This window comes from Tropicimonas sp. (genome assembly GCF_047971885.1).
Classification (GTDB): Bacteria; Pseudomonadota; Alphaproteobacteria; order Rhodobacterales; family Rhodobacteraceae; genus Tropicimonas.
The window spans coordinates 16,764-35,321 of sequence record NZ_JBKEAE010000133.1; the positions used below are offsets into that span (position 1 = coordinate 16,764).

Annotated in this window: 17 protein-coding genes; 7 read left to right on the top strand and 10 right to left on the bottom strand. The window is 67.5% G+C overall.

Annotation, left to right across the window (positions count from 1 at the left end; translation table 11 throughout):
• Positions 1 to 2: 2 nt before the first annotated feature.
• The 3 genes from ACK5IR_RS11385 to ACK5IR_RS11395 are packed head-to-tail and all read right to left on the bottom strand — an operon-like array spanning position 3 to position 3,198.
• Positions 3 to 1,280, bottom strand: a complete 1,278-nt coding sequence (locus ACK5IR_RS11385; protein WP_416928966.1) for a TRAP transporter large permease — start codon at positions 1,278 to 1,280, stop codon at positions 3 to 5.
• Positions 1,277 to 1,798 (bottom strand): TRAP transporter small permease, encoded by a 522-nt coding sequence (locus tag ACK5IR_RS11390; protein ID WP_416928968.1) that lies wholly within the window; start codon positions 1,796 to 1,798, stop codon positions 1,277 to 1,279. Before ACK5IR_RS11390 ends, ACK5IR_RS11385 begins: the two co-directional genes overlap by 4 nt.
• A complete protein-coding gene (locus ACK5IR_RS11395) occupies positions 1,795 to 3,198 on the bottom strand; it encodes an FAD-binding oxidoreductase (RefSeq protein ID WP_416928970.1) in 1,404 nt (467 codons plus the stop codon). The genes ACK5IR_RS11390 and ACK5IR_RS11395 overlap by 4 nt, the downstream gene beginning before the upstream one ends.
• Positions 3,199 to 3,301: 103 nt before the next feature.
• Here ACK5IR_RS11395 and ACK5IR_RS11400 point away from each other — a divergent pair, with 103 nt between their 5' ends.
• A complete protein-coding gene (locus tag ACK5IR_RS11400; RefSeq protein ID WP_416928972.1) occupies positions 3,302 to 4,213 on the top strand; it encodes a dihydrodipicolinate synthase family protein in 912 nt (303 codons plus the stop codon).
• A gap of 26 nt (positions 4,214 to 4,239) precedes the next feature.
• Positions 4,240 to 4,878 carry a GntR family transcriptional regulator gene (locus ACK5IR_RS11405; RefSeq protein ID WP_416928974.1) on the top strand — a complete coding sequence of 213 codons (639 nt, stop codon included), beginning with the start codon at positions 4,240 to 4,242 and terminating at the stop codon, positions 4,876 to 4,878.
• 226 nt (positions 4,879 to 5,104) lie between these two features.
• Here ACK5IR_RS11405 and scpB read toward each other — a convergent pair whose 3' ends face one another.
• From scpB to ACK5IR_RS11440, 7 genes are all read right to left on the bottom strand, one after another.
• The gene (gene scpB, locus ACK5IR_RS11410; protein WP_416928976.1) at positions 5,105 to 5,722 is read right to left on the bottom strand and encodes an SMC-Scp complex subunit ScpB; all 618 of its coding nucleotides are present in this window, start codon (positions 5,720 to 5,722) and stop codon (positions 5,105 to 5,107) included.
• A gap of 1 nt (position 5,723) precedes the next feature.
• A complete protein-coding gene (locus ACK5IR_RS11415; protein WP_416928978.1) occupies positions 5,724 to 6,647 on the bottom strand; it encodes a DUF1403 family protein in 924 nt (307 codons plus the stop codon).
• A gap of 63 nt (positions 6,648 to 6,710) precedes the next feature.
• Positions 6,711 to 7,796, bottom strand: a complete 1,086-nt coding sequence (locus ACK5IR_RS11420; RefSeq protein ID WP_416928980.1) for an ABC transporter ATP-binding protein — start codon at positions 7,794 to 7,796, stop codon at positions 6,711 to 6,713.
• A 3-nt stretch (positions 7,797 to 7,799) separates the two neighbouring features.
• Complete coding sequence (locus ACK5IR_RS11425) at positions 7,800 to 9,284, bottom strand: argininosuccinate lyase (RefSeq protein ID WP_416928982.1); 1,485 nt, start codon at positions 9,282 to 9,284, stop codon at positions 7,800 to 7,802.
• A gap of 53 nt (positions 9,285 to 9,337) precedes the next feature.
• Positions 9,338 to 10,216, bottom strand: coding sequence for a carbohydrate ABC transporter permease (locus ACK5IR_RS11430; RefSeq protein ID WP_416928985.1), 879 nt, complete (start codon positions 10,214 to 10,216; stop codon positions 9,338 to 9,340).
• Positions 10,216 to 11,109, bottom strand: coding sequence for a carbohydrate ABC transporter permease (locus ACK5IR_RS11435; protein WP_416928987.1), 894 nt, complete (start codon positions 11,107 to 11,109; stop codon positions 10,216 to 10,218). The genes ACK5IR_RS11430 and ACK5IR_RS11435 overlap by 1 nt, the downstream gene beginning before the upstream one ends.
• 21 nt (positions 11,110 to 11,130) lie before the next feature.
• Positions 11,131 to 12,387, bottom strand: a complete 1,257-nt coding sequence (locus ACK5IR_RS11440) for an extracellular solute-binding protein (protein WP_416928989.1) — start codon at positions 12,385 to 12,387, stop codon at positions 11,131 to 11,133.
• A gap of 122 nt (positions 12,388 to 12,509) precedes the next feature.
• Here ACK5IR_RS11440 and ACK5IR_RS11445 point away from each other — a divergent pair, with 122 nt between their 5' ends.
• The 5 genes from ACK5IR_RS11445 (at position 12,510) to ACK5IR_RS11465 (ending at position 18,556) form a co-directional block, all read left to right on the top strand.
• Positions 12,510 to 13,679 carry an ROK family protein gene (locus ACK5IR_RS11445; RefSeq protein ID WP_416928991.1) on the top strand — a complete coding sequence of 390 codons (1,170 nt, stop codon included), beginning with the start codon at positions 12,510 to 12,512 and terminating at the stop codon, positions 13,677 to 13,679.
• 18 nt (positions 13,680 to 13,697) lie between these two features.
• Positions 13,698 to 16,061, top strand: coding sequence for a PIG-L family deacetylase (locus ACK5IR_RS11450; RefSeq protein WP_416928993.1), 2,364 nt, complete (start codon positions 13,698 to 13,700; stop codon positions 16,059 to 16,061).
• Between the two features lie 253 nt (positions 16,062 to 16,314).
• On the top strand, positions 16,315 to 17,253 hold the full coding sequence (locus ACK5IR_RS11455; protein WP_416928995.1) for a sulfurtransferase: 939 nt from the start codon (positions 16,315 to 16,317) through the stop codon (positions 17,251 to 17,253).
• Entirely contained in the window at positions 17,253 to 18,395 is a 1,143-nt protein-coding gene (locus ACK5IR_RS11460; RefSeq protein ID WP_416928997.1) for a YeeE/YedE thiosulfate transporter family protein, read from the top strand. The genes ACK5IR_RS11455 and ACK5IR_RS11460 overlap by 1 nt, the downstream gene beginning before the upstream one ends.
• Positions 18,392 to 18,556 carry a hypothetical protein gene (locus ACK5IR_RS11465; protein WP_416928999.1) on the top strand — a complete coding sequence of 55 codons (165 nt, stop codon included), beginning with the start codon at positions 18,392 to 18,394 and terminating at the stop codon, positions 18,554 to 18,556. Before ACK5IR_RS11460 ends, ACK5IR_RS11465 begins: the two co-directional genes overlap by 4 nt.
• The last annotated feature ends 2 nt before the right edge of the window (positions 18,557 to 18,558 follow it).

Consider the following 18,558-nt stretch of genomic DNA (forward strand, 5'->3'; position numbering starts at 1 on the left):
GATCAGCCCGCCAGACTTGGCAGCCAGAGCGTCAGGCCCGGCCAGTAGGTAATGACGATCAGCCCGACGATCAGCAGCGCCACCGGCACGATCAGCCCGCGGCAGATCTGGACCACCGACAGCCCGGTGATGCCGCTGGCGACATAGATGTTCACCCCCACCGGCGGGGTGGCGAAACCGATGGCGAGGTTGACGACCATGATCAGGCCGAAATGCACCGGATCGACACCGTAGGGCGCCAGCACCGGCAACAGGATCGGCGTCAGCACGATGATCGCCGAAAGGGTCTCCATCACCATGCCGACGCCCAGCAGGATCACGTTGACCAGCAACAGCAGGACAAGCCGGTCATCGATGGCGCCGCCGACAAATTCGCCGATGGCGGCGGGCACCTGAAGCAGTGTCAGCACCCGGCCGAGCGCCGCGCCGGTGCCGGCAATGATCAGGATCGGCGCAATCGTCAGCGCGGTATTCACCAGCACCTGCCCCATGTCGCGGAGCGAAAGCTCGCGGAAGACGAACATGGCGACAAAAGCGCCATAGACACAGGCGATGGCCGCGGCCTCGGTCGGAGTGAAGGCACCGGCGTAGATGCCGCCCAGCACGAAGATCGGCGCGATGAGCGCCCAGAAGCTGTCGCGAAACGCGGTGCCGACGCTGACCGTCCCGGCCGACGAGGTGATTCTCCCGGCATGCCGCCGGCCGTAGATATGCGCATAGACCATCAGCAGGCTGCCGATGACGCAGGCGGGAAGGATACCGCCGATGAACAGCGCCGAAACGCTGACCTGTGCCGACATGCCGTAAATGATCATCGGGATCGATGGCGGAACGATCACCCCGAGCGTTCCGGCGGCCGTTATCAGCGCGGTGGAAAAGCGCAGGTCGTAGCCGCGCCTCAGCAGCAGCGGAACGGCCATCGAGCCGATGGCGGCAACCGTCGCGGGGGAACTGCCCGAGATCGCGCCGAACAGCATGCAGGCAACCACCGTCGACATGGCAAGCCCGCCACGAAACCGGCCGAAGATCGCATCGGCAAAGGAAAACAGCCGCTTGGCAAGGCCGCCCTGGGTCATGATCTCGCCGGCAAGGATGAAGAGCGGCACCGCGAGCAACGGGAAACTGTCAAGTGCCGTGACGATGGAGCGGATTACCTGCCCGGCATTGGTCGGCGCCCCCAGCCATCCGGGCAGGAACGCCGCGTAGCCGAGCGCAAAGGCGACCGGAACGCTGAGAAGCAGCAGGACGAGGAAGAAAACCAGCGCGTAGACCGCAATCATGATGCCGCCCCCTCACTGTGTTGTGCGGTCGCGTCGGCGCCGGGCAACGGCCCGCCGCGCATAACCTGCCAAAGCGCCTGAAGTGCCCTGAGAAACGCCAGCCCCAGCCCCACCGGAACGGCGGCATAGACGATCCACATCTGGATCCCGAGCCCCGGCGAGGTCTGCCCGATCCGCGCGATGCGCCGGGTCAGCGGGATCGCGTACCAGACCACCAGCGCGAAGAAGATCGCCGAGCCGACCAGCGCGATGACGCCGAAGCCGCGCGTCCAGCGATCGCCCAGCATGGTCGGCAGCAGATCGACCGAGATATTGCGCCCCTCGCGCACCGCCAGGCTGACCCCGATGAAGGTGCACCAGACCAGCAGGTAGCGCGCCAGTTCCTCGGACCAGACCAGCGGCGCGCCAAGCAGGTAGCGGAACGCCACTTGCGCGGCAAGGATAGCCACCAGGGCAAACAGGATTGCCGCGACAAGGAACCGTTCGAGATTTGCATCCAGAAAGCGCAGGAGTTTCATGCGTCTATCACCTTTCCCGGATTCAGGGTGCCGCGCGGGTCGAGCGCATGTTTGAGGCGTTTCATGAGCGCGATTTCCTCGGCGCTGCGCGAATAGGCCAGATAGGGCTTTTTCGTGATGCCGATCCCGTGTTCTGCCGAAACCGACCCGTCGAAGCGGCGCACCGTTTCATAGACCGCCCGGTCGAGCGCCTCGCCCGGCTGCGGCGAGGCGCCGGGAAGCCAGGCCAGAAGGTGCAGGTTGCCGTCGCCGACATGGCCGTAATAGACCGAACGTCCGCCGGGGACGGCGGTTGCGACCGCCGTGCGGCAGGCGTGGGCGAAGGCGTCCATCCGCCCCGTCGTCAGGCCGACATCATAGGCATGATGGGGGCCGAGCGTTGCCTTGAATTCCGACGCGGCATCGCGCACGCCCCAGAAATCCCGCACGTCCGCCAGGCTCTGCGACAGCGCCGCATCGGCAACCACCCCGGCTTCGAACATCTCTTCGAGAAAGGCCGCCATGCGCTGGCCGTCGATCTGCTCGTCCATGCCCTGCGTTTCGATCAGCACGGTATGGGGGTGGCAGCTTTCCAGCGGGTCGCGGACCCCTGGCACCGCGCAGGCGATCTGCCAGTAATCCGGCCACATCGCCTCGAACGCCGAGAGCATCGGGCCGAGCCTGCGCCGGGCGCCCGACAGAAGGCGCAGAACCGCATCGTAATCGGGCAGGCCGCAGATCGCGGCATGGGTGCAGGCAGGTGCGGGAAACAAGCGCAGGGTCAGCCGGGTGATGATTCCCAGCGTTCCCTCGGACCCGATGAACAACTGGCGCAGGTCGTAGCCGGTATTGTTCTTTATCAGCTTGGAAAGCGCATTCACCACCGTTCCGTCGGGCAGCACCGCCTCGACCCCGAGGACAAGATCGCGCGTCATGCCGTAGCGGATGACCCGGTTGCCGCCGGCATTGGTGCCGGCATTGCCGCCGATGGCACAGGACCCCCGCGCCCCGAGGTCGAGCGGGAAGTACATCCCCGCCTCCGCCGCGGCGCGCTGAACCGTTTCGAGCGGCGTTCCGGCCAGTACCGTCATGGTGGCCGATGCTTCGTCGATCTCTTCTATTCCGGCCATCTTTTCCAGCGACAGCGCGATGCCGCCGGCAATCGGGCGGGCGCCGCCGCACAGCCCGGTCAATCCGCCCTGCGGCACGACCGACACGCCGGCGGCATCGGCGGCGCGCAGGATCGCCGCAACCTCGGCGGTCGTGCGGGGACAGAACAGCGCCGCGGGCGTTTCGGGCGAAAGTGCCGACCAGTCGTTGCGGTTGCGCGGTGGCACCGGATCGACCAGCGCGCGCGCCGCCGCCTCCGGCAGCCCGCCCAGCATGAGGGCCACGTTTCCCGCCCTGCCCGTATCGTCCATTATCGCACCCCCCTGTGCTTCCGAACGGTTGATAATTTACATCTTGATATGTTTGTGTCAACAGACCAACATGTCACTGGTCGGACATTTGCCGGAGATCGCCATGCCCATGCCCACCATCCCGGAACCGGAGACCATTGCCGGCTCGCGCGCCCATCTTTTCGGCGTTTCCGCCGCGATGGTGACGCCGTTCGCCAGCGATGGCTCCGTCGATCTGCCGCGTCTCGTTGCGCATGCTGCGCATGTGATGCGGGCCGGGGCCGACGGGATGACGTTATTCGGCACCACCGGCGAGGGGGCCTCGCTCGGCATGTCCGAACGGGTGGCGATGCTCGATGCGGTTCTCGAATCGGGTATCGCCGCGCATTGCATGACTGCCGGAATCGCCGCCAGCGATCTGGAGGGGGCGGTCTGGCAGGCGCAGATCGCCATGGACCGGGGTGTCAACCGGCTGCTTCTCGCGCCGCCGTTCTATTTCAAGGGGATCGACGACGACGCCCTGTTCCGCTGGGTGGCGGGCTTTGTCGCGCGCCTCGACCGGGAGGATGCGCGGATCATCCTCTACCACATCCCGCAGGTGACCGGTGTCCATTTCGACGCGCCGCTGATCCGGCGGATCAAGGATGGGTTTGGCAATGCTATTCTCGGCGTCAAGGACAGCGCCGGGGACTGGGAGCACATCGCCGGTCTGTTGCCGATGGAGGATCTGGCGATTCTTGTCGGCGACGAGCGGATGCTTGCCCGCGCCGCGCCGCTCGGCGGGGCCGGCGCCATCAGCGGCATGGCCAACCTGATGCCGGCGCAGATCGGCCGACTGGTGCGTCAGGGCATTGCCAACCCGGCGCTCAATGCGCTGGTCGACGATATCGTCAAGGTGCCGGTCACGCCACTGGTCAAGGCGCTGGTGGGGGCGGTGGCGGGCGATGCCGGCTGGTCCCGCGCCCGCCCGCCCCTGTCCGACGCCGCACCCGAAATCGTCGGGAGGCTAGCGCCGCGCGTCGTTTCCCTACTATAGGGAGGGAAAGAAGAGCGGGACCGGCGATGAACTTGCGCGAACAGGCTTACGAGACCTTTACCGAACAATTGCTGACCCGCCGGATCGTCCCGGGACAGTTCGTGTCGCAGCGCGAACTGGTGAAACTGACCGGCATGCCGCTGGGTGCGATCCGCGAGATGATCCCGCGGCTCGAGGCGGACGGGCTGATCCGCACGGTTGCCAACCGCGGCCTGCAAATCCTTCAGGTGGATATCGGGCTGATCCGCAACGCCTTTCAGCTTCGCCTGATTCTCGAACGCGAAGCGGTTGGAAATTTTGTTTCCGCCGCACCCGCCGCAGAGATCGAGGACTGGCGCGCGCGGCATCTGGCGATCCGTGCCGCCGCGCGGCAACAAGTTACCCCGGCGCTTCTGGCCGAGGCGCAGCAGATGGACTGGGACATGCACGACCGGATGATCGACGCGCTCGGCAACAGCCTGATCGCGTCGATCTACCGGACGAACTCGATCAAGATCCGCCTGATCCGCAACGAAACCACACGCATGCTGCCGGAGCTTGTGGTTTCGGTCATGGACGAGCATCTGGCGCTGATCGACGCGCTGGCCACCCGCGATGTCGCCGGAGCCGAAGCGGCGCTGGAGGCGCATCTGGAAAGCGCCAGACGACGCGCCGTCAGCATCTGACGGCCCGGCAGGATGACCGACGGGACCTTTCGCCGCGTCGGGAACGCGGTCACCGTCGCGGAGGTCCGGGTAAAGCCAACTTCAGCCTACATGTTTGATCAGGCAGTGCCCCACCGCGCGGTGTAGGAGCGCAGGCATTTGCGAACGGTCGGTTCTGCGGCCGTTGGCATGAGCGGAAACGGGGCCGGGCCGGTTGGCAATGCCGGCAGCGGACCGCCGGGGTGGGTTACGCGGGATCGGGCGTGCCCCGGCCCCCCGCCGCAAGGCCCGCATCCTCGATCAGGTCGCGGTCGGGCAGGTCGCGCAGGGATTGCAGGTCGAATGCCGACAGGAAGGCATCGGTGGTGACAAAGGTATAGGGCGCGCCCGGACGGGGGCTGCGCGGCCCCGGCGCGATCAGGTCGCGGTCGCGCAGCCGCCCGATCAGGTCGCGGCTTATGTCGCGCCCGAATATCTCGCCCAGCCCGCTGCGGGTGATGGGCTGGTGATAGGCGATCGCGGCCAGTACCGCGATGTCGAACTCGCTCAGGTCGAGTTGCTGCATGCCCACGTCGGCCGCCGCCCGGATCGCCCCGGCATAGTCCGGACGCGTCCGCATCATCCAGCCGCCGGCGACGGCGACCACCTCGACGGGGTGATCGGCAAGCTCGGCCCGCAGGTCCTCGACCAGCAGGTCGACATTTCCCTGCCGTCCGACGACCCGCGCCAGCGCCTCGCGCCCGACGGGTGTGGACGAGGCGAAAAGAACCGCCTCGATCCGGCGCATCCACTGGCGCCAGCGCAGCGCCTGCGGCAGGTCCTCCAACTCGCGATCGAAGGGCGGATCGGCGCGGTTCCGTGCCATGTCAGAGCCCGTAAAGCCGGAAACTGGCGCGACCGGTCAGTTCCTGAACCGCGCCCAGAGCGACCAGCCTGTCGCATAACCGCCGCGCGGCACGGTCGCTCATCGGGGTGGCGCGGCCGCGGATCACCGGCGACAGCGCGATGGCCGGCGACAGCGCATCCTCGCTGAGGAAAAGCGCCACCGCATCCGCCGCGCCCCTTGCGCGCAGCCTGGGCGCAACGGCGCGCAGGCGGGCGGCACGATGCGTCAGCGAATCGGCGCTACGGGCCGCCTCGACCGCAGCGGCGGCAACCGCGCGATGCGCGGCCATGTGCAACTCCGCCCGCCCGGCCCTCAGGTCGCGGCGGCTCAGCCGCAGGGCAAACAGCGGCACCAGCCGCTCCCAGCCAAGCGCGCTGGCAAGACTGGCGTCGGCAAGGATCATCGCCGCCGGTTCCTCGTGCGGATATTCGGCCAGAAGCCGGGCCAGCCGGTCGACCGCGCCGGCAACGGGGTCGGCACCCGTCATCGGCCCGTCCGTAACGGCGACGACGGTTTCGGGAAGAAACTCCGCCAGCCGTGCCTGCCACCTGCCGCGCAGCGGCACCACGGCCGCCTTGCGCCACAGCGCGAATATCCTGCCGGCGGGGCCGGGCGTTTCGCCGGGCCGGGCAAGATGCACCTCGTCACGTAATTCGGCGGCGCGCTCCGTCCGGCCGCTCAGCATGACACAGGCCTCGGCCGCCCGCAGCGCAAGCCGGTCGCGCAGCAGTGCCTGCGGCAGGTCATCGCGCGGCGCCGCAACCCATGGATGCAGCGCGGCAAGCGCCGCACCCGACCGGAACGCGGCGGCGGCGAGGCCCTGCTCGCGCACCGCGCCGATCCAGTGCGGCGGGGCGGGGGGATGCTGCCCCGCAGGGGAGCTGTGCCGGCTCTGTCCTGTCATGGCGCGGAGCCTAGAACACAGCGGCGCTTATGGCCACGATATTGTTGGCGAACCGCCGCGAAATTACGAATGGGCGGGATTAGAGGGGTATCCGATCGCATCGCCGGTCGCGGCATCGAAGACATGCACGTTTTCGCTGGCAGCCCCCAGCCGCACCGGCTCGCCGATCCCGGGCGGCATGCGGCCATCGGCCTTGGCGACGATCTCGCCCGGTTCGCCGCCGATATAGATCAGCGTCTCGTGGCCGAGTGGCTCGCGCACCGTGACCGGCCCCTCGACAAGCGCCGGCCCGTCGCCGGCGGGGGTCAGATCCTCGGGCCGCACACCCACCGTCACCCGTTGCCCGGCGGCAAGCGGCACCGGGAACGGAAGGATGCCACCCGAGGCAAGCCGGATCGCCCCGGCGCCATCGGCGTGGCCGGGAATCATGTTCATCGACGGCGCGCCGATGAAACGGGCGACGAAGGTATTGGCCGGGCTGTGATAGACGTCGGCCGGGGTGCCGACCTGCTGGATGTGGCCGTCCTTCATGATGACGATGCGGTCGGCCATGGTCATCGCCTCGACCTGATCGTGGGTGACGAAGACAATGGTGGCACCAACCCGCTGGTGCAGCTTCTTTATCTCCAGCCGCATCTGGGTGCGAAGCTGGGCGTCGAGGTTCGACAGCGGCTCGTCGAACAGGAAAACCGCCGGATCGCGCACCATCGCCCGCCCGATGGCGACGCGCTGGCGCTGGCCGCCCGAAAGCTGGCCGGGCTTGCGCCCGAGATATTCCGTCATGCCGAGGATTTCCGCCACCTCCTCGATGCGCCGCTCCTTCTCGGCCTTTGGCAGTGCGGCGCTGCGCAGCCCGAAACCGATGTTCCGGCGCACCGTCATGTGGGGGTAGATGGCATAGTTCTGGAACACCATCGCGATATCGCGATCCTTGGGTTCGAGGTTGTTGACCACACGCCCGCCGATCTCGACGGTGCCGTCGCTGACCTCCTCGAGCCCGGCGATCAGCCGCAGCGTGGTCGATTTTCCGCAGCCCGAAGGCCCGACCAGCACGACGAATTCCCCGTGCGCGACCTCCAGATCGATGCCGTGCAGAACCGGCGTTCCGCCATAGGTCTTGACAAGGTTGCGCAGGATCAGTTCGGCCAAGGTTCAGGTCTCCACAAGCTGGGCGAACGCGACGTCGAGCCGGCCCGCCGCCGCGCGGTGGCGGTTGCGGCGAGCGGTGCGCCGGGCCCGCAGGCCGGCGAGCGTTTCCGTACAGGCGGTCAGCGCCGGGAGTAGCGCCGCCAGGGCCGGGCCGCCAGGCCGGTCGCGCCGGACGATGAAGGTCTCGGGTGCCACGGCGATGGCATATTCCCCGGCGCCGAGCGACGGCGCGCGGCCGGTACAATCGGCGAAGGCCTCGGCAAAGGCGGCATGGCCATCGCCGAGCGCAACACCCCGCGCGATGACGGCGCGCGCGGTCGCGGCGGCGATCTCGTGCGCTTGGCGGAAACTCAGCCCCTCGTTCCGGACCAGCGTATCGGCAAGTTCGGTGATCGTGATGCAGCCCGCATCGATGTTGCGCCGCACGCGGGCGTCGTCGATCGAGCAGGCCGGCAGCAGGGCGGTCAGCAGCGCCAGCACCCGGCCGCCGGATTCGAAGGCGGCATAGCCGGCCTGCTGCACCTCGCCCTCGCTGTCGTTCATGTCGGTGAACGGCGTGTTGTGCATGGTGCCGACCATGGTATCGCAGCGCCCCACGGTGACGCTGGCCAGATGGCGCAGGTGTTCGATCGGTACCGGGTTGCGTTTTTGCGGCATGATCGACGAGATCTGAACAAAGGAATCGGGCACATGAAGCTGGCCGACCTCGAAGGCCGACCAGAACTGCATGTCCTGTATCACGCGGCCGAGATGCAGGAATACCAGCTTGATCGCCGAATAGAGCCCGGTGATGTAATCGACCGAGGCGATGCAGCCGTAGGAATTGATCTGCGGGCCTTCGAAACCCAGCAGATCGGCAACCCGGCCCCGGTCGACGGGAAACCCCGAGGTTGTGATCGCCGCCGCCCCCATCGGGCAGAATTCAAGCCCGTCGAGCGCCGCATCGAGCCGCGCGGCATCGCGCAGCAGCACCTCGATCGCCGCGCCGAGGTAATGACCGAAGGTGGTGGGCTGCGCCGGCTGGCCGTGCGTATAGGCGACGACGAGCGTTTCCGCCTCGGCCTGCGCCTTGGCGATCAGCGCCGCCGTCAGGTCGTGAACCGCGCCGGCAAGGGCTTCGCCGCGCGTGCGCAGGGCCATCCGGAACAGGGTATGATCCATGTCGTTGCGCGAACGTGCCGTGTGCAGCGCCCCGCCCGGATCGCCGATCCGCCTGCGAAGCTCCGCCTCGACAAGAAAGAAATAATCCTCGTGGGCACCGGTATAGCTCAGCGCGGCGATGTCCGTTTCCGTGTCGATGTCGCGCAGCGCCCGGGCGATCCGCGCCGCATCGGCGCGGGGCAGGATCCCGGTTTCGGCCAGCATGACCAGATGGGCGCGGTTCAGCGCGCCCATATGCTCCGCGTAGTGGGTTTTCACCCCCTCGAACAGCGGCGCAAGCACCGTGTCGCGGTAGGTGGGATCGGGAAAGGCGGTGGTGTCTGACATGGGGCTTTTCATCGCTTGTGACGGGGGCTGACGGGCAGGGGCATCAGCGCGGCTCATCCCTTCAGCCCCGCCATGACCACACCCTTGATGATGTAGCGCTGGAAGACGAGGAAGACGACCAGCGTCGGAAGGGTGGAAATCGCCGCCCCCGTCATGATCAGTTCCCACGCCACGTCCGCCTCGTCGCCGAAGGACGAAAGCCCCACCGGCAGCGTGTACATCGCGGGCGAATTGGTCACGATCAGCGGCCAGATGAACGCCGTCCAGTTGCCGAGAAAGACGAAGATCGCCAGCGCCGCAAGGGCCGGGCGCACCAGCGGCAGGGCCACGATCCACCAGATCTGCAGTTCGTTCAGCCCGTCGATGCGCGCGGCCTCGATGAAATCGTCCGGTACCGTCTCGAAGAACTGTTTCATCAGGAAGGTGCCGAAAGCCGTCATCAGACCGGGAAACATGATGCCCCAGCGGGTATCGAGCCAGCCGAACTGCTGGGACATCAGGTACCACGGGATGACCAGCATCTCGGTCGGGATCATCAGTGTCGACAGGATGGCGATGAAGACGATGTAGCGGCCGGGAAAGCGGAACTTGCACAATGTATAGCCGACAAGGCTGTCGAACAGGACGTTCGACATCGTTGTGAGGCTGGCGATCAGGATCGAATTCAGAAACCACCAGTAGAATCGCCCGTCGGCCAGCACATAGGTATAGTTCTCCAGCGTCGGCTCCTCGGGGATCAGGCGCAGGTTATAGACCTCGTGCGGCCATTTCAGCGAGGTCGAGATCATGTAGGCGATGGGCATCACCATCAGGATCCCGCCGGCGAACAGCGCCAGCCAGCGCAGCACCTGACCCATGTTCGCCCGCCGCGGCGGCGCTGCGTGCCCGAGAAGCGTTTGCGACGTGGCGCGGATGGCATCGGCTTGCGGCATCAGCGGTCACTCAGCAGGCGAAGCTGCACCAGGCTGACCACCAGCAGCACGAGAAACAGAACGACGGTCTGCGCGGCGGCATATCCCATGTCGAACGAGGTAAAGGCGGTTTCGTAGATCATCAGCACCAGCGGCTTGGTGGCGTTGAGCGGCCCGCCGGGATTGTTCGTCGTCATGTTGTAGACGTGATCGAAGATGCGCAGGAAGCCGATCGACGAGAAGACGACGATGAAGACGATGGTCGGCCTGAGCAGCGGCAGCGTGATCTCCCACAGGACGGTCCACGAGGAAACGCCATCGATCCGCGCCGCCTCGTAATAGCTTTGCGGAATGGCGCGCAGCCCGGCCATGAAGATGATGATCTGGAACCCGAGCCCCGCCCAGACCGCCGGCGCCAGTACCGAGGGCAGGGCGTTTGTGGTCGAGTTCAGGAAACTGACCTGCGCAATGCCGAAGCTGGCGAGGAAATTGTTGAACAGCCCGATCGGCACCGGCTGGTAGAACCAGCGCCAGACCCAGGCCATGGCGACGGCGCTGGTCATGAAGGGCAGGAAATAGAGCATCCGCAGAAAGCCGTGCATAAAGCGCGCACGGTCGAGATGGTAGGCGACGACAAAACTCAGCACCAGGCTGACGGGCGTGCCGATGATGAGGTAGAGAAAGGTGTTGCCGAACACCTTCCAGAAAACCGGATCGGCCACCAGCCTGCGGTAATTGGCAAGTCCCGCCCACCGGCGCTCGCCCAGCAGGTTCCAGTCCTGAAAGCTGATGAGGATGGCGTTGAACGTCGGGTAAAACCGGATGACGCCATAGAAAACGACCGGCAGGGCGAGGAACCCCCAGGCCCAGACGATCTGCTTCTGGCGAATGGTGAGATTGCGGTAGAGTTTCATCGCGCATCCGGCAGGTGCCGCTCACTCTTCGGCGTAGTAGTCGTCGAGGATCTTCTGTTCCGCTGCCGCGGCGATGGCGAGGCTTTCGGCCGGGTCCATCCCCTGCAAGGTGATCCGCTCGGCGGCATCCATGATAAGCTGGCGCTGCGCGCTTTCGTCGGCGAAGATGGTCGTGTGGGCGTATTCGAGCCCGCGAATGAACGGGCCGTAAACCGGATCGCCGGCGTTCCGCTCGATCAGCCCGACCGAGGGTTTGGCCGGAAGCTCGCCCACCACGTCGAGCCAGAGCTGCATCGCCTCGTCCGAGGTGACGAATTGCATGAACTTCACCGCTGCGTCGAGCCTTTCGCCCTCGGCCCTGGTGGTGATCGCGTTCACCCAGTAGGAGGCATAGTTCGACCGCACCCCGTCGCCGTTGGCCGGCAGTTCGGTCACGCCCCATTTGAGCCCGCGCGTTTCGGCCAGCGATCCGATACGGAACGAGCCGTCGATCATCAGCCCGGCGCGGCCGGCCTTGAAGGCGGCCTGCGGCTCGTCCATGAAGCCGAACACGGTGACCGGATCGTCGCCCGTACCCATACCGACATAGAAATCAAGCGCCGCCAGCCCGGCCTCGTCGTTGTAGTTCACCGTCCGGTAGTCATCGAGATAGGGGTCGCCGCCGAACTGGCGTACCAGAACCTCGCGCCACCAGTGGTGATCCTGCGCATTGAGCCCTGCGGCGACGCCGACCTGGGTGATATTGCCCGCCGCGTCCTTCCCGGTCAGCCTGTGCGCGGCCTCGATGAACGCATCGAGTGTCTGTGGCGGCTCCACGCCCGCCTCGTCGAGCAGCCGTTCGTTGTAGAACAGCGCCAGCGAGCGGACGGCGGTGGGAAGCGCCCAGTAGCGGCCATCCGATTTCATCGCCTGCACCATCGGGAAGAACGAGGCGTCGATCTCGGCGGCGGGAAAGGCCTCGGCGGGTAGCGGCTGGATCAGGCTGGCCTCGACGTAATCGTTGAGCCAGCCGTAGAAAAGCTGCACGACATCGGGCCCTTCGCCGGCGGGCACCGCTGCGGCGACCTTGGTGCGGTAGTCGGCATAGGGAAAGGTGGTCATCTTTACGGTGATGTCGGGGTTGGCCTGCTGGAACTGCGCGATCAGTTGTTCCATCGCCTCGACGCGGGTGTCGTAGAAATACTGCCAGTATTCGATCTCGACCGCATCGGCGGCGGATGTGAACAGTGCGGTCGCGGCCGTTGCAAGCGCAAGTGCCTTCGCTTTTGCAGCAATCATGGAAATTCTCCCTGTTTCACCCGACGGTCCGGGCAGTGGCCCGGCCGCTTATCGGCAGCGTTAACTCAATCATGTTGAGTTTTCAAGTGAGTTGAGTTAATGGCGGCTGCAAGGAGAATGGCATGCTGGCAGACATCGCGATAGGGGCGAATGCCGAAAGGGCGCGCAACCACAACCGCCAGGTGGTGCTGCGCCGGGTCCGGGCGGCCGAAAGCATCGGGCGGGCCGAGATCGCGCGCGCCTCGGGGCTTTCGACGCAGGCGGTATCGAACATCATCGCCAACCTGCTCGACGATGCGCTGATCGTGGAATGCGGGCGGCGGGCGGCGGGGCGCGGTCTGCCGGCGGTGCAATATGCCCTGAACCCGGCGGGCGGCTATGCCATCGGGGTGGAAATCCGCCCGGCGGCGGTTTTTGCGACCATGCTCAACATGTGCGGCGAATGCGTCGCCGCCGAACGCCGCGCGCTCGGGGCGACCGACCGCGAGACGGTCACGCACACCGTGCGCGACCTGACCCGGCAGGTCGCGGCGGCGGGAAACGTCGGGTCCGGGCGCATCATGGGTGCCGGGATCGTCATGCCGGGGCCGTTCGGAGAAACCGGGATCCGCGATGCCGGCTCGGAACTGCCGCACTGGGGCGACAGCCCGGTCGATGCATGGTTTTCCGCGGCGCTCGGTCTGCCGGTCCTGGTCGAAAACGATGCCAACGCGGCGGCGATGGCCGAACGGGTACGGGGCGTGGCGCAGGGGCTGGGAAATTTCGCGCTGCTCTATTTCGGCACCGGGCTCGGGCTCGGCGTTGTATGCGACGGTGCGCTGGTCACCGGCGCCTACGGCAACGCCGGCGAGATCGGGCACCTGATGGTCCCGGCGGGCGGGCGATACGTAGCGCTCGAATCCCTGGTCAGCCGCAATGCGGTGCAGCGCAGCCTGGCCGAAACGGGGATCGTGGCCGCCACGGTCGACGATCTGGAGCGGCTCTGTTCGGCCAGCGAGCCTGCGCTGACAAACTGGCTCGATCGCGCCGCCGAGCCGCTGTCGGCGGCGGTCGGCATCGTCGAAAACCTGTTCGACCCCGAAACGGTGATCCTCGGCGGCGCGATGCCCGATTGCCTGCTCGACCGCCTCATCGGAGCCGTGCGGCTTCCCGGGCACTCGGTCTCGAACCGCGGCGACCGGCGCCATCCGCGACTTATGCGCGGCGCCTCGGGGCGGATGACAGCGACGCTCGGGGCGGCGGCGCTGGTTCTCGAACAGGCTTTCGTCCCCAAGATAACCGTCGCCACCTGATGCCCGCGAGGATCGCCGATGCCAACCCCGGACCAGATCAGACTTGACGCCGACCGCCGCCATCCGCGCATCCTCGATCTGTGGTGGGCGCTCAGGCCGCTGACATCCGTGATCCGCTTCATGCAGAGCGGCGCGCACCCCGACGACGAAATCTCCCCGATGCTGGCCGCGCTCGCCTTTCGCGACGGGATCAACCTGTCCTATGTCTGTGCCACCCGGGGCGAGGGCGGACAGAACGACATCGGCACCGAGGCGGGGGCCGACCTCGGGGCGCTCAGGACGCGCGAGATGGAGCGCGCCTGCGGTATTCTGGGCATGCGGCTCTACTGGCTGGGCCAGCACCCCGAAGACCCTGTCACCGATTTCGGCTTTTCGAAAAGCGGCGGTGAAACGCTTGGAAAATGGGGCCATGCGCGCACGCTGTCGCGGTTTGTCGAGATCGTCCGGACGGAACAACCCGATATCCTGTGCCCGACCTTTCTCGACGTGCCGGGCCAGCACGGGCATCACCGCGCCATGACACGCGCCGCCCACGAGGTGATGGCCGCTGCCGGCGACCCGGAATATCCGTCGAACCTGCCGGTCTGGCAGGTGAAGAAGCTCTACCTGCCGGCGTGGTCGGGGGCGGGAGCCGCCTATGACGACGATGCGCCGCCGCCACCCGCGACACTTGCCATCGACGGGGCCGGTGGCGATCCGGTCAGCGGCTGGAACTGGGCGCGGATCGGCCAGCAGTCGCGCGCCTTTCACCGCACACAGGGCATGGGCCGCTGGGTGCCTCCGGGCGAGGGGCGCAACTGGCCGCTGCACCTGGCCGAAAGCCATGTTCCCGGCCCGGACACAGCACTTGCGGCGGGGCTTCCGGCAACGCTGGCCGATCTGGCCGCGCTGCCCGGAGCCGGGGCGATCGCGGCCGATCTGGCGGCGGCGGGGGCGGCGGTGGACCGGGCGGTTGCCGCCTATCCCCGGTTTGCCGATGTGGCCGCCGCCGCTGCCGATGCGCTGGCCGCCACAAGGCGCGCCGGCGCGAATTGCCCCGGGCCGATGCGAGGCGAGCTTCTGCACCGGCTCGACGCCAAGCAGGTGCAGCTTGGCCATGTGCTGCGGCTGGCGCTCGGGATCGAGGCGCGCGGGCGGGTGGGCGAGGTTTTCCTCACCCCCGGGCAGGATACGGCGCTGACCCTCGAACTGGGGAAGGGCGCGGCGGACAAGGCCACGCTTCTTCCCGACCTGCCGCAGGGCTGGCACCGCGCGGAGGGTACGCTTTCGCCCCGGCGCGACGCGGCCATGGGCGATCCGTACCGGGCCAGCTTCGATCCCGCCGCACCTCCCGCGCCGGCGCTGCTTCTGCGGTTTTCGACCCATGGCGAAGATGTCGGGGTTCGCCTGCCCTTCGAGGCCGAGCCCATGGCCGTTCCATCGCCGGTGGCGCCGGTTGCCCCGAATGCCGCGGTGGTAAACCTCGCCACAGCGCGCCGCGAGATCGCCGTCAGGTTCACGGGTGTCAGCCCGGAGGGGGCGGAAGCCACGCTGGATCTGCCGTGCGGCTGGCGTGCCGAAACCTCGGACACCGGCGTTCTGCTTGCCCTGCCGGCGAAGGTAGCACCCGGGCTCTACCGTCTGCCGGTGCACGTCGGCGGCTGCCAGGCCTTCAGCCTGCACCGGATCGATCACCCCCACATCAGCCCGACGGCGCGTGCTGCGCCCACCGTGTTGCGGATCCGTGTCCTGACCGCCGAACTGCCCGATGTGCGCATAGGCTATGTGGGCGGGGGCAACGACCGGGTGGGCCACTGGCTGGCAGCCATGGGTGCCGATGTGACCGAACTGGCCGATGCCGACCTTGCCGGCGACGGGGCGCTGGCGCGTTTCGACACCATCGTTGTCGGCATCTTCGCCATGCGGTTCCGCGCCGGTCTGGCCGCCGCCATGCCGCGCCTTCACCGCTGGATCGAGGCGGGCGGCACGCTGCTGACGCTCTACCACCGCCCGTGGGACAACTGGGACCCGCACAGGATACCGCCACGGCGCATCGAGATCGGCCAGCCCTCGCTGCGCTGGCGCGTCACCGACGAAACCGCCCCGGTCCGCCAGCTTGAGGCGCATGAATTGCTGAGCACCCCCAACCGCATCGGGGCCGAGGACTGGGCCGGCTGGGCGAAGGAGCGCGGGCTCTATTTCGCCCGCAACTGGGACCGCGCCTACAGGCCGCTGCTCGAAATGGCCGATCCGGGCGAAGACCCGCATCGCGGTATCCTGCTGGTCGCCGACCTTGGAAAGGGCCGGCACATCCATTGCGCGCTGACCCTGCATCATCAGATGGAGAATCTGGTTCCCGGCGCCTTCCGACTGATGGCGAACCTGCTTGCCCGGCGCCGATAGGAGCGGCGGGCGGCGCCTCAACCGCAGAGATTTCCGAACGGACCGGGCACCAAAAAGAACGGCTGGTCCACCGTCGCGGCGGGCGGGGTGCTGCCGTTCCGGATTTGTGCGCCATCTCGAACCCTGTTGCCACAGTCCCCCCGGCAACGGAACCGTTTCCCGCCCGGGAGAATCCCGTGCCACCACGCGGGCTTGCGCCGGGGGCGTTTTCGCTGGATTGAGGGGCCGGTTGCCAAATCCCGAGGACTCACCGATGAACCGGAATATCGTTCGCCTTCTTTCCTGTATTGCCGCCCTCGGCACAGGGCTGGCCCATGCCGAAGCCCTCGGCCCGCTTGTCACCCCGGCCGGGCTTGACGCGGTGCTGGGCGGCGACAATGCGCCGGTCGTTCTGGATATCCGGGCCGAGGGCTATGACGCCGGTCATATCGCCGGTGCGGTATCGGCCCCCTACGGGCTGTTCCGCGGCCCGGCCGGGAATCCGGGCGCGGTGCCGCCGGTCGAAACGCTGGAGACCACCTATGAAGGGCTCGGCCTCGATCCGGCCCGCCCGGTCGTGGTTGTCTCGCAAGGCGACACCGACACCGATTTCGGCGCCTCGGCACGGGTTTACTGGACGCTGAAAAGCTCCGGCTTTTCCGATCTGTCGATCCTGAACGGCGGTGCGATGGCCTGGGTCAACGCCGGGCTGCCGCTTTCGGACAGCGCCGTCATCCCCGAAGCGACCGAGCTTTCCATCATCTGGGACAACCGCTGGACCGCGACCACCGACGAGGTGGCGCGGATCGTCGGCGGCGAGGAAAAAGCCGTGCTGATCGATGCCCGCCCGCAGGCGTTCTTCGACGGCAAGCGGAGCCATGGCGCGGCAAGGCGCCCGGGCACCCTGCCGGGCGCCGAGAACCTGCCCTACACCACCTTCTTCCGCCCGGGCGCGACCGCCATCGACACCTCGGGCGATATCGCCGCGCTGAAACAGGCGCTTGGGGTGGATGCGGACGAAGGGGTCGTCTCGTTCTGCAACACAGGTCACTGGGCGGCGACCGACTGGTTCGCGCTGTCCGAGGTTGCCGGGATCGAAAACGTCAGGCTCTATCCCGGCTCGATGGTCGAATATTCGCAGACCGATGGCGAGATGGCCAATGTGCCGGGACTGTTCGGCAACCTTCTGCACCAGTTGAAGGGCGGAAACTGATGTCGGTCGCATCGGTCGCGTCCGGTCCGGCGGCAGCGGATGCCCGAGGCGCATGGGTCAGGCGCACCGCGCTGATCCTCGCCGCGCTGGCCCTGGTGGCGGCGACGGCACTGTTTTCCGGCGTGCGGTTCGGGCTGGTGCTGGCCATCGGGCTCGGCTTCGGCATCGCGCTCGAAGGGCTGCGCTTCGGCTTTGCCGGGCCGTGGCGGGCGATGATCCTGCGGCGCGAACCCGGCGGCGTTCTGGCGCAGCTTCTGTCGATCGCGCTGGTATCGGTAGTGGCCTTTCCGCTGCTCGCCGCGCATCCAGGTGAACTGGTGGGGGCACAGGCGCCTGTCGGCTGGGCGATGATCGGCGGCGCCTTCGTCTTCGGCGCGGCGATGCAGGTGGTACTGGGCTGCGGCTCGGGCACGCTGGTCAACGCCGGTTCGGGCAATCCCGTCGGCCTGTTGGCGCTGCCCTTCTTCTGCATCGGCAGCTTTGCCGGCGCCTGGCACCTGATCTGGTGGACCTCGCTCGGGGCGCTGCCGGTCCTGCAACTCGAAGGGTTTGGCGGGCTGGGCATCACGCTCGCGGCGCTGGCCCTGTCGGCGCTGCTGTTTCTGGCGCTGGCAAAGCCCGGTACCCGGCGGGTGCCGGCGCGCTATCTGGTGGCGGCGGCGGTTCTGGCGGCGCTTGCCATCGGCAACCTGCTGGTCGCGGGGCAGCCGTGGGGGGTTGTCTACGGGCTGGGCCTGTGGGTGGCCAAGGGCGTGACGGCGCTCGGCGGCGATCTGTCCGGCTCGCCCTTCTGGTCGGCGGCCGGGTCGGCCGAACGGGTGCGGCAGAGCGTTCTGGCCGATTATACCTCGCTGACCGATATCGGCCTCGTCGCCGGCGCCTTCGGTGTCGCGGCGTGGCGGCAGGGCGGACTGAGCCAGAAGCTGCCGCGATATCCGGCACGCGCCTGGGCCGCGACCGTGGTGGCCGGGTTCCTGCTCGGCTATTCCTCGCGCCTGGCATTCGGTTGCAATGTGGGGGCGTTCTTCTCGGGCATCTCGACCGGCAGCCTGCACGGCTGGGTGTGGTTCGTGGCGGCCTTTGCCGGCGCCTTCCTCGGCGTGCGGATCAGGCCGCTCGTCGGGCTGGAGGCGCGCGCATGACCCGCCGTTTCACCGCCTCGCTCGCCATTGCCGGGCTGGCCGCGCTGCTGGTTTTCGATCTGGCACATTTCCCGCCCAACCCCTATCAGGCCCCGGCACCGATCGCCTTCGGATCGGGGGCGGCGGCCACGGGCGGGTTCTGCGGCGCCTTGCCAGACTGAGC

Excerpts from the sequence above, each read along its gene's own strand:
- ACK5IR_RS11385 (WP_416928966.1), bottom strand. The coding sequence starts at position 1,280 with ATGATTGCGGTCTACGCGCTGGTTTTCTTCCTCGTCCTGCTGCTTCTC.
- ACK5IR_RS11390 (WP_416928968.1), bottom strand. The coding sequence starts at position 1,798 with ATGAAACTCCTGCGCTTTCTGGATGCAAATCTCGAACGGTTCCTTGTC.
- ACK5IR_RS11395 (WP_416928970.1), bottom strand. The coding sequence starts at position 3,198 with ATGGACGATACGGGCAGGGCGGGAAACGTGGCCCTCATGCTGGGCGGG.
- ACK5IR_RS11400 (WP_416928972.1), top strand. The coding sequence starts at position 3,302 with ATGCCCATGCCCACCATCCCGGAACCGGAGACCATTGCCGGCTCGCGC.
- ACK5IR_RS11405 (WP_416928974.1), top strand. The coding sequence starts at position 4,240 with ATGAACTTGCGCGAACAGGCTTACGAGACCTTTACCGAACAATTGCTG.
- scpB (WP_416928976.1), bottom strand. The coding sequence starts at position 5,722 with ATGGCACGGAACCGCGCCGATCCGCCCTTCGATCGCGAGTTGGAGGAC.
- ACK5IR_RS11415 (WP_416928978.1), bottom strand. The coding sequence starts at position 6,647 with ATGACAGGACAGAGCCGGCACAGCTCCCCTGCGGGGCAGCATCCCCCC.
- ACK5IR_RS11425 (WP_416928982.1), bottom strand. The coding sequence starts at position 9,284 with ATGTCAGACACCACCGCCTTTCCCGATCCCACCTACCGCGACACGGTG.
- ACK5IR_RS11430 (WP_416928985.1), bottom strand. The coding sequence starts at position 10,216 with ATGCCGCAAGCCGATGCCATCCGCGCCACGTCGCAAACGCTTCTCGGG.
- ACK5IR_RS11435 (WP_416928987.1), bottom strand. The coding sequence starts at position 11,109 with ATGAAACTCTACCGCAATCTCACCATTCGCCAGAAGCAGATCGTCTGG.
- ACK5IR_RS11440 (WP_416928989.1), bottom strand. The coding sequence starts at position 12,387 with ATGATTGCTGCAAAAGCGAAGGCACTTGCGCTTGCAACGGCCGCGACC.
- ACK5IR_RS11445 (WP_416928991.1), top strand. The coding sequence starts at position 12,510 with ATGCTGGCAGACATCGCGATAGGGGCGAATGCCGAAAGGGCGCGCAAC.
- ACK5IR_RS11450 (WP_416928993.1), top strand. The coding sequence starts at position 13,698 with ATGCCAACCCCGGACCAGATCAGACTTGACGCCGACCGCCGCCATCCG.
- ACK5IR_RS11455 (WP_416928995.1), top strand. The coding sequence starts at position 16,315 with ATGAACCGGAATATCGTTCGCCTTCTTTCCTGTATTGCCGCCCTCGGC.
- ACK5IR_RS11460 (WP_416928997.1), top strand. The coding sequence starts at position 17,253 with ATGTCGGTCGCATCGGTCGCGTCCGGTCCGGCGGCAGCGGATGCCCGA.
- ACK5IR_RS11465 (WP_416928999.1), top strand. The coding sequence starts at position 18,392 with ATGACCCGCCGTTTCACCGCCTCGCTCGCCATTGCCGGGCTGGCCGCG.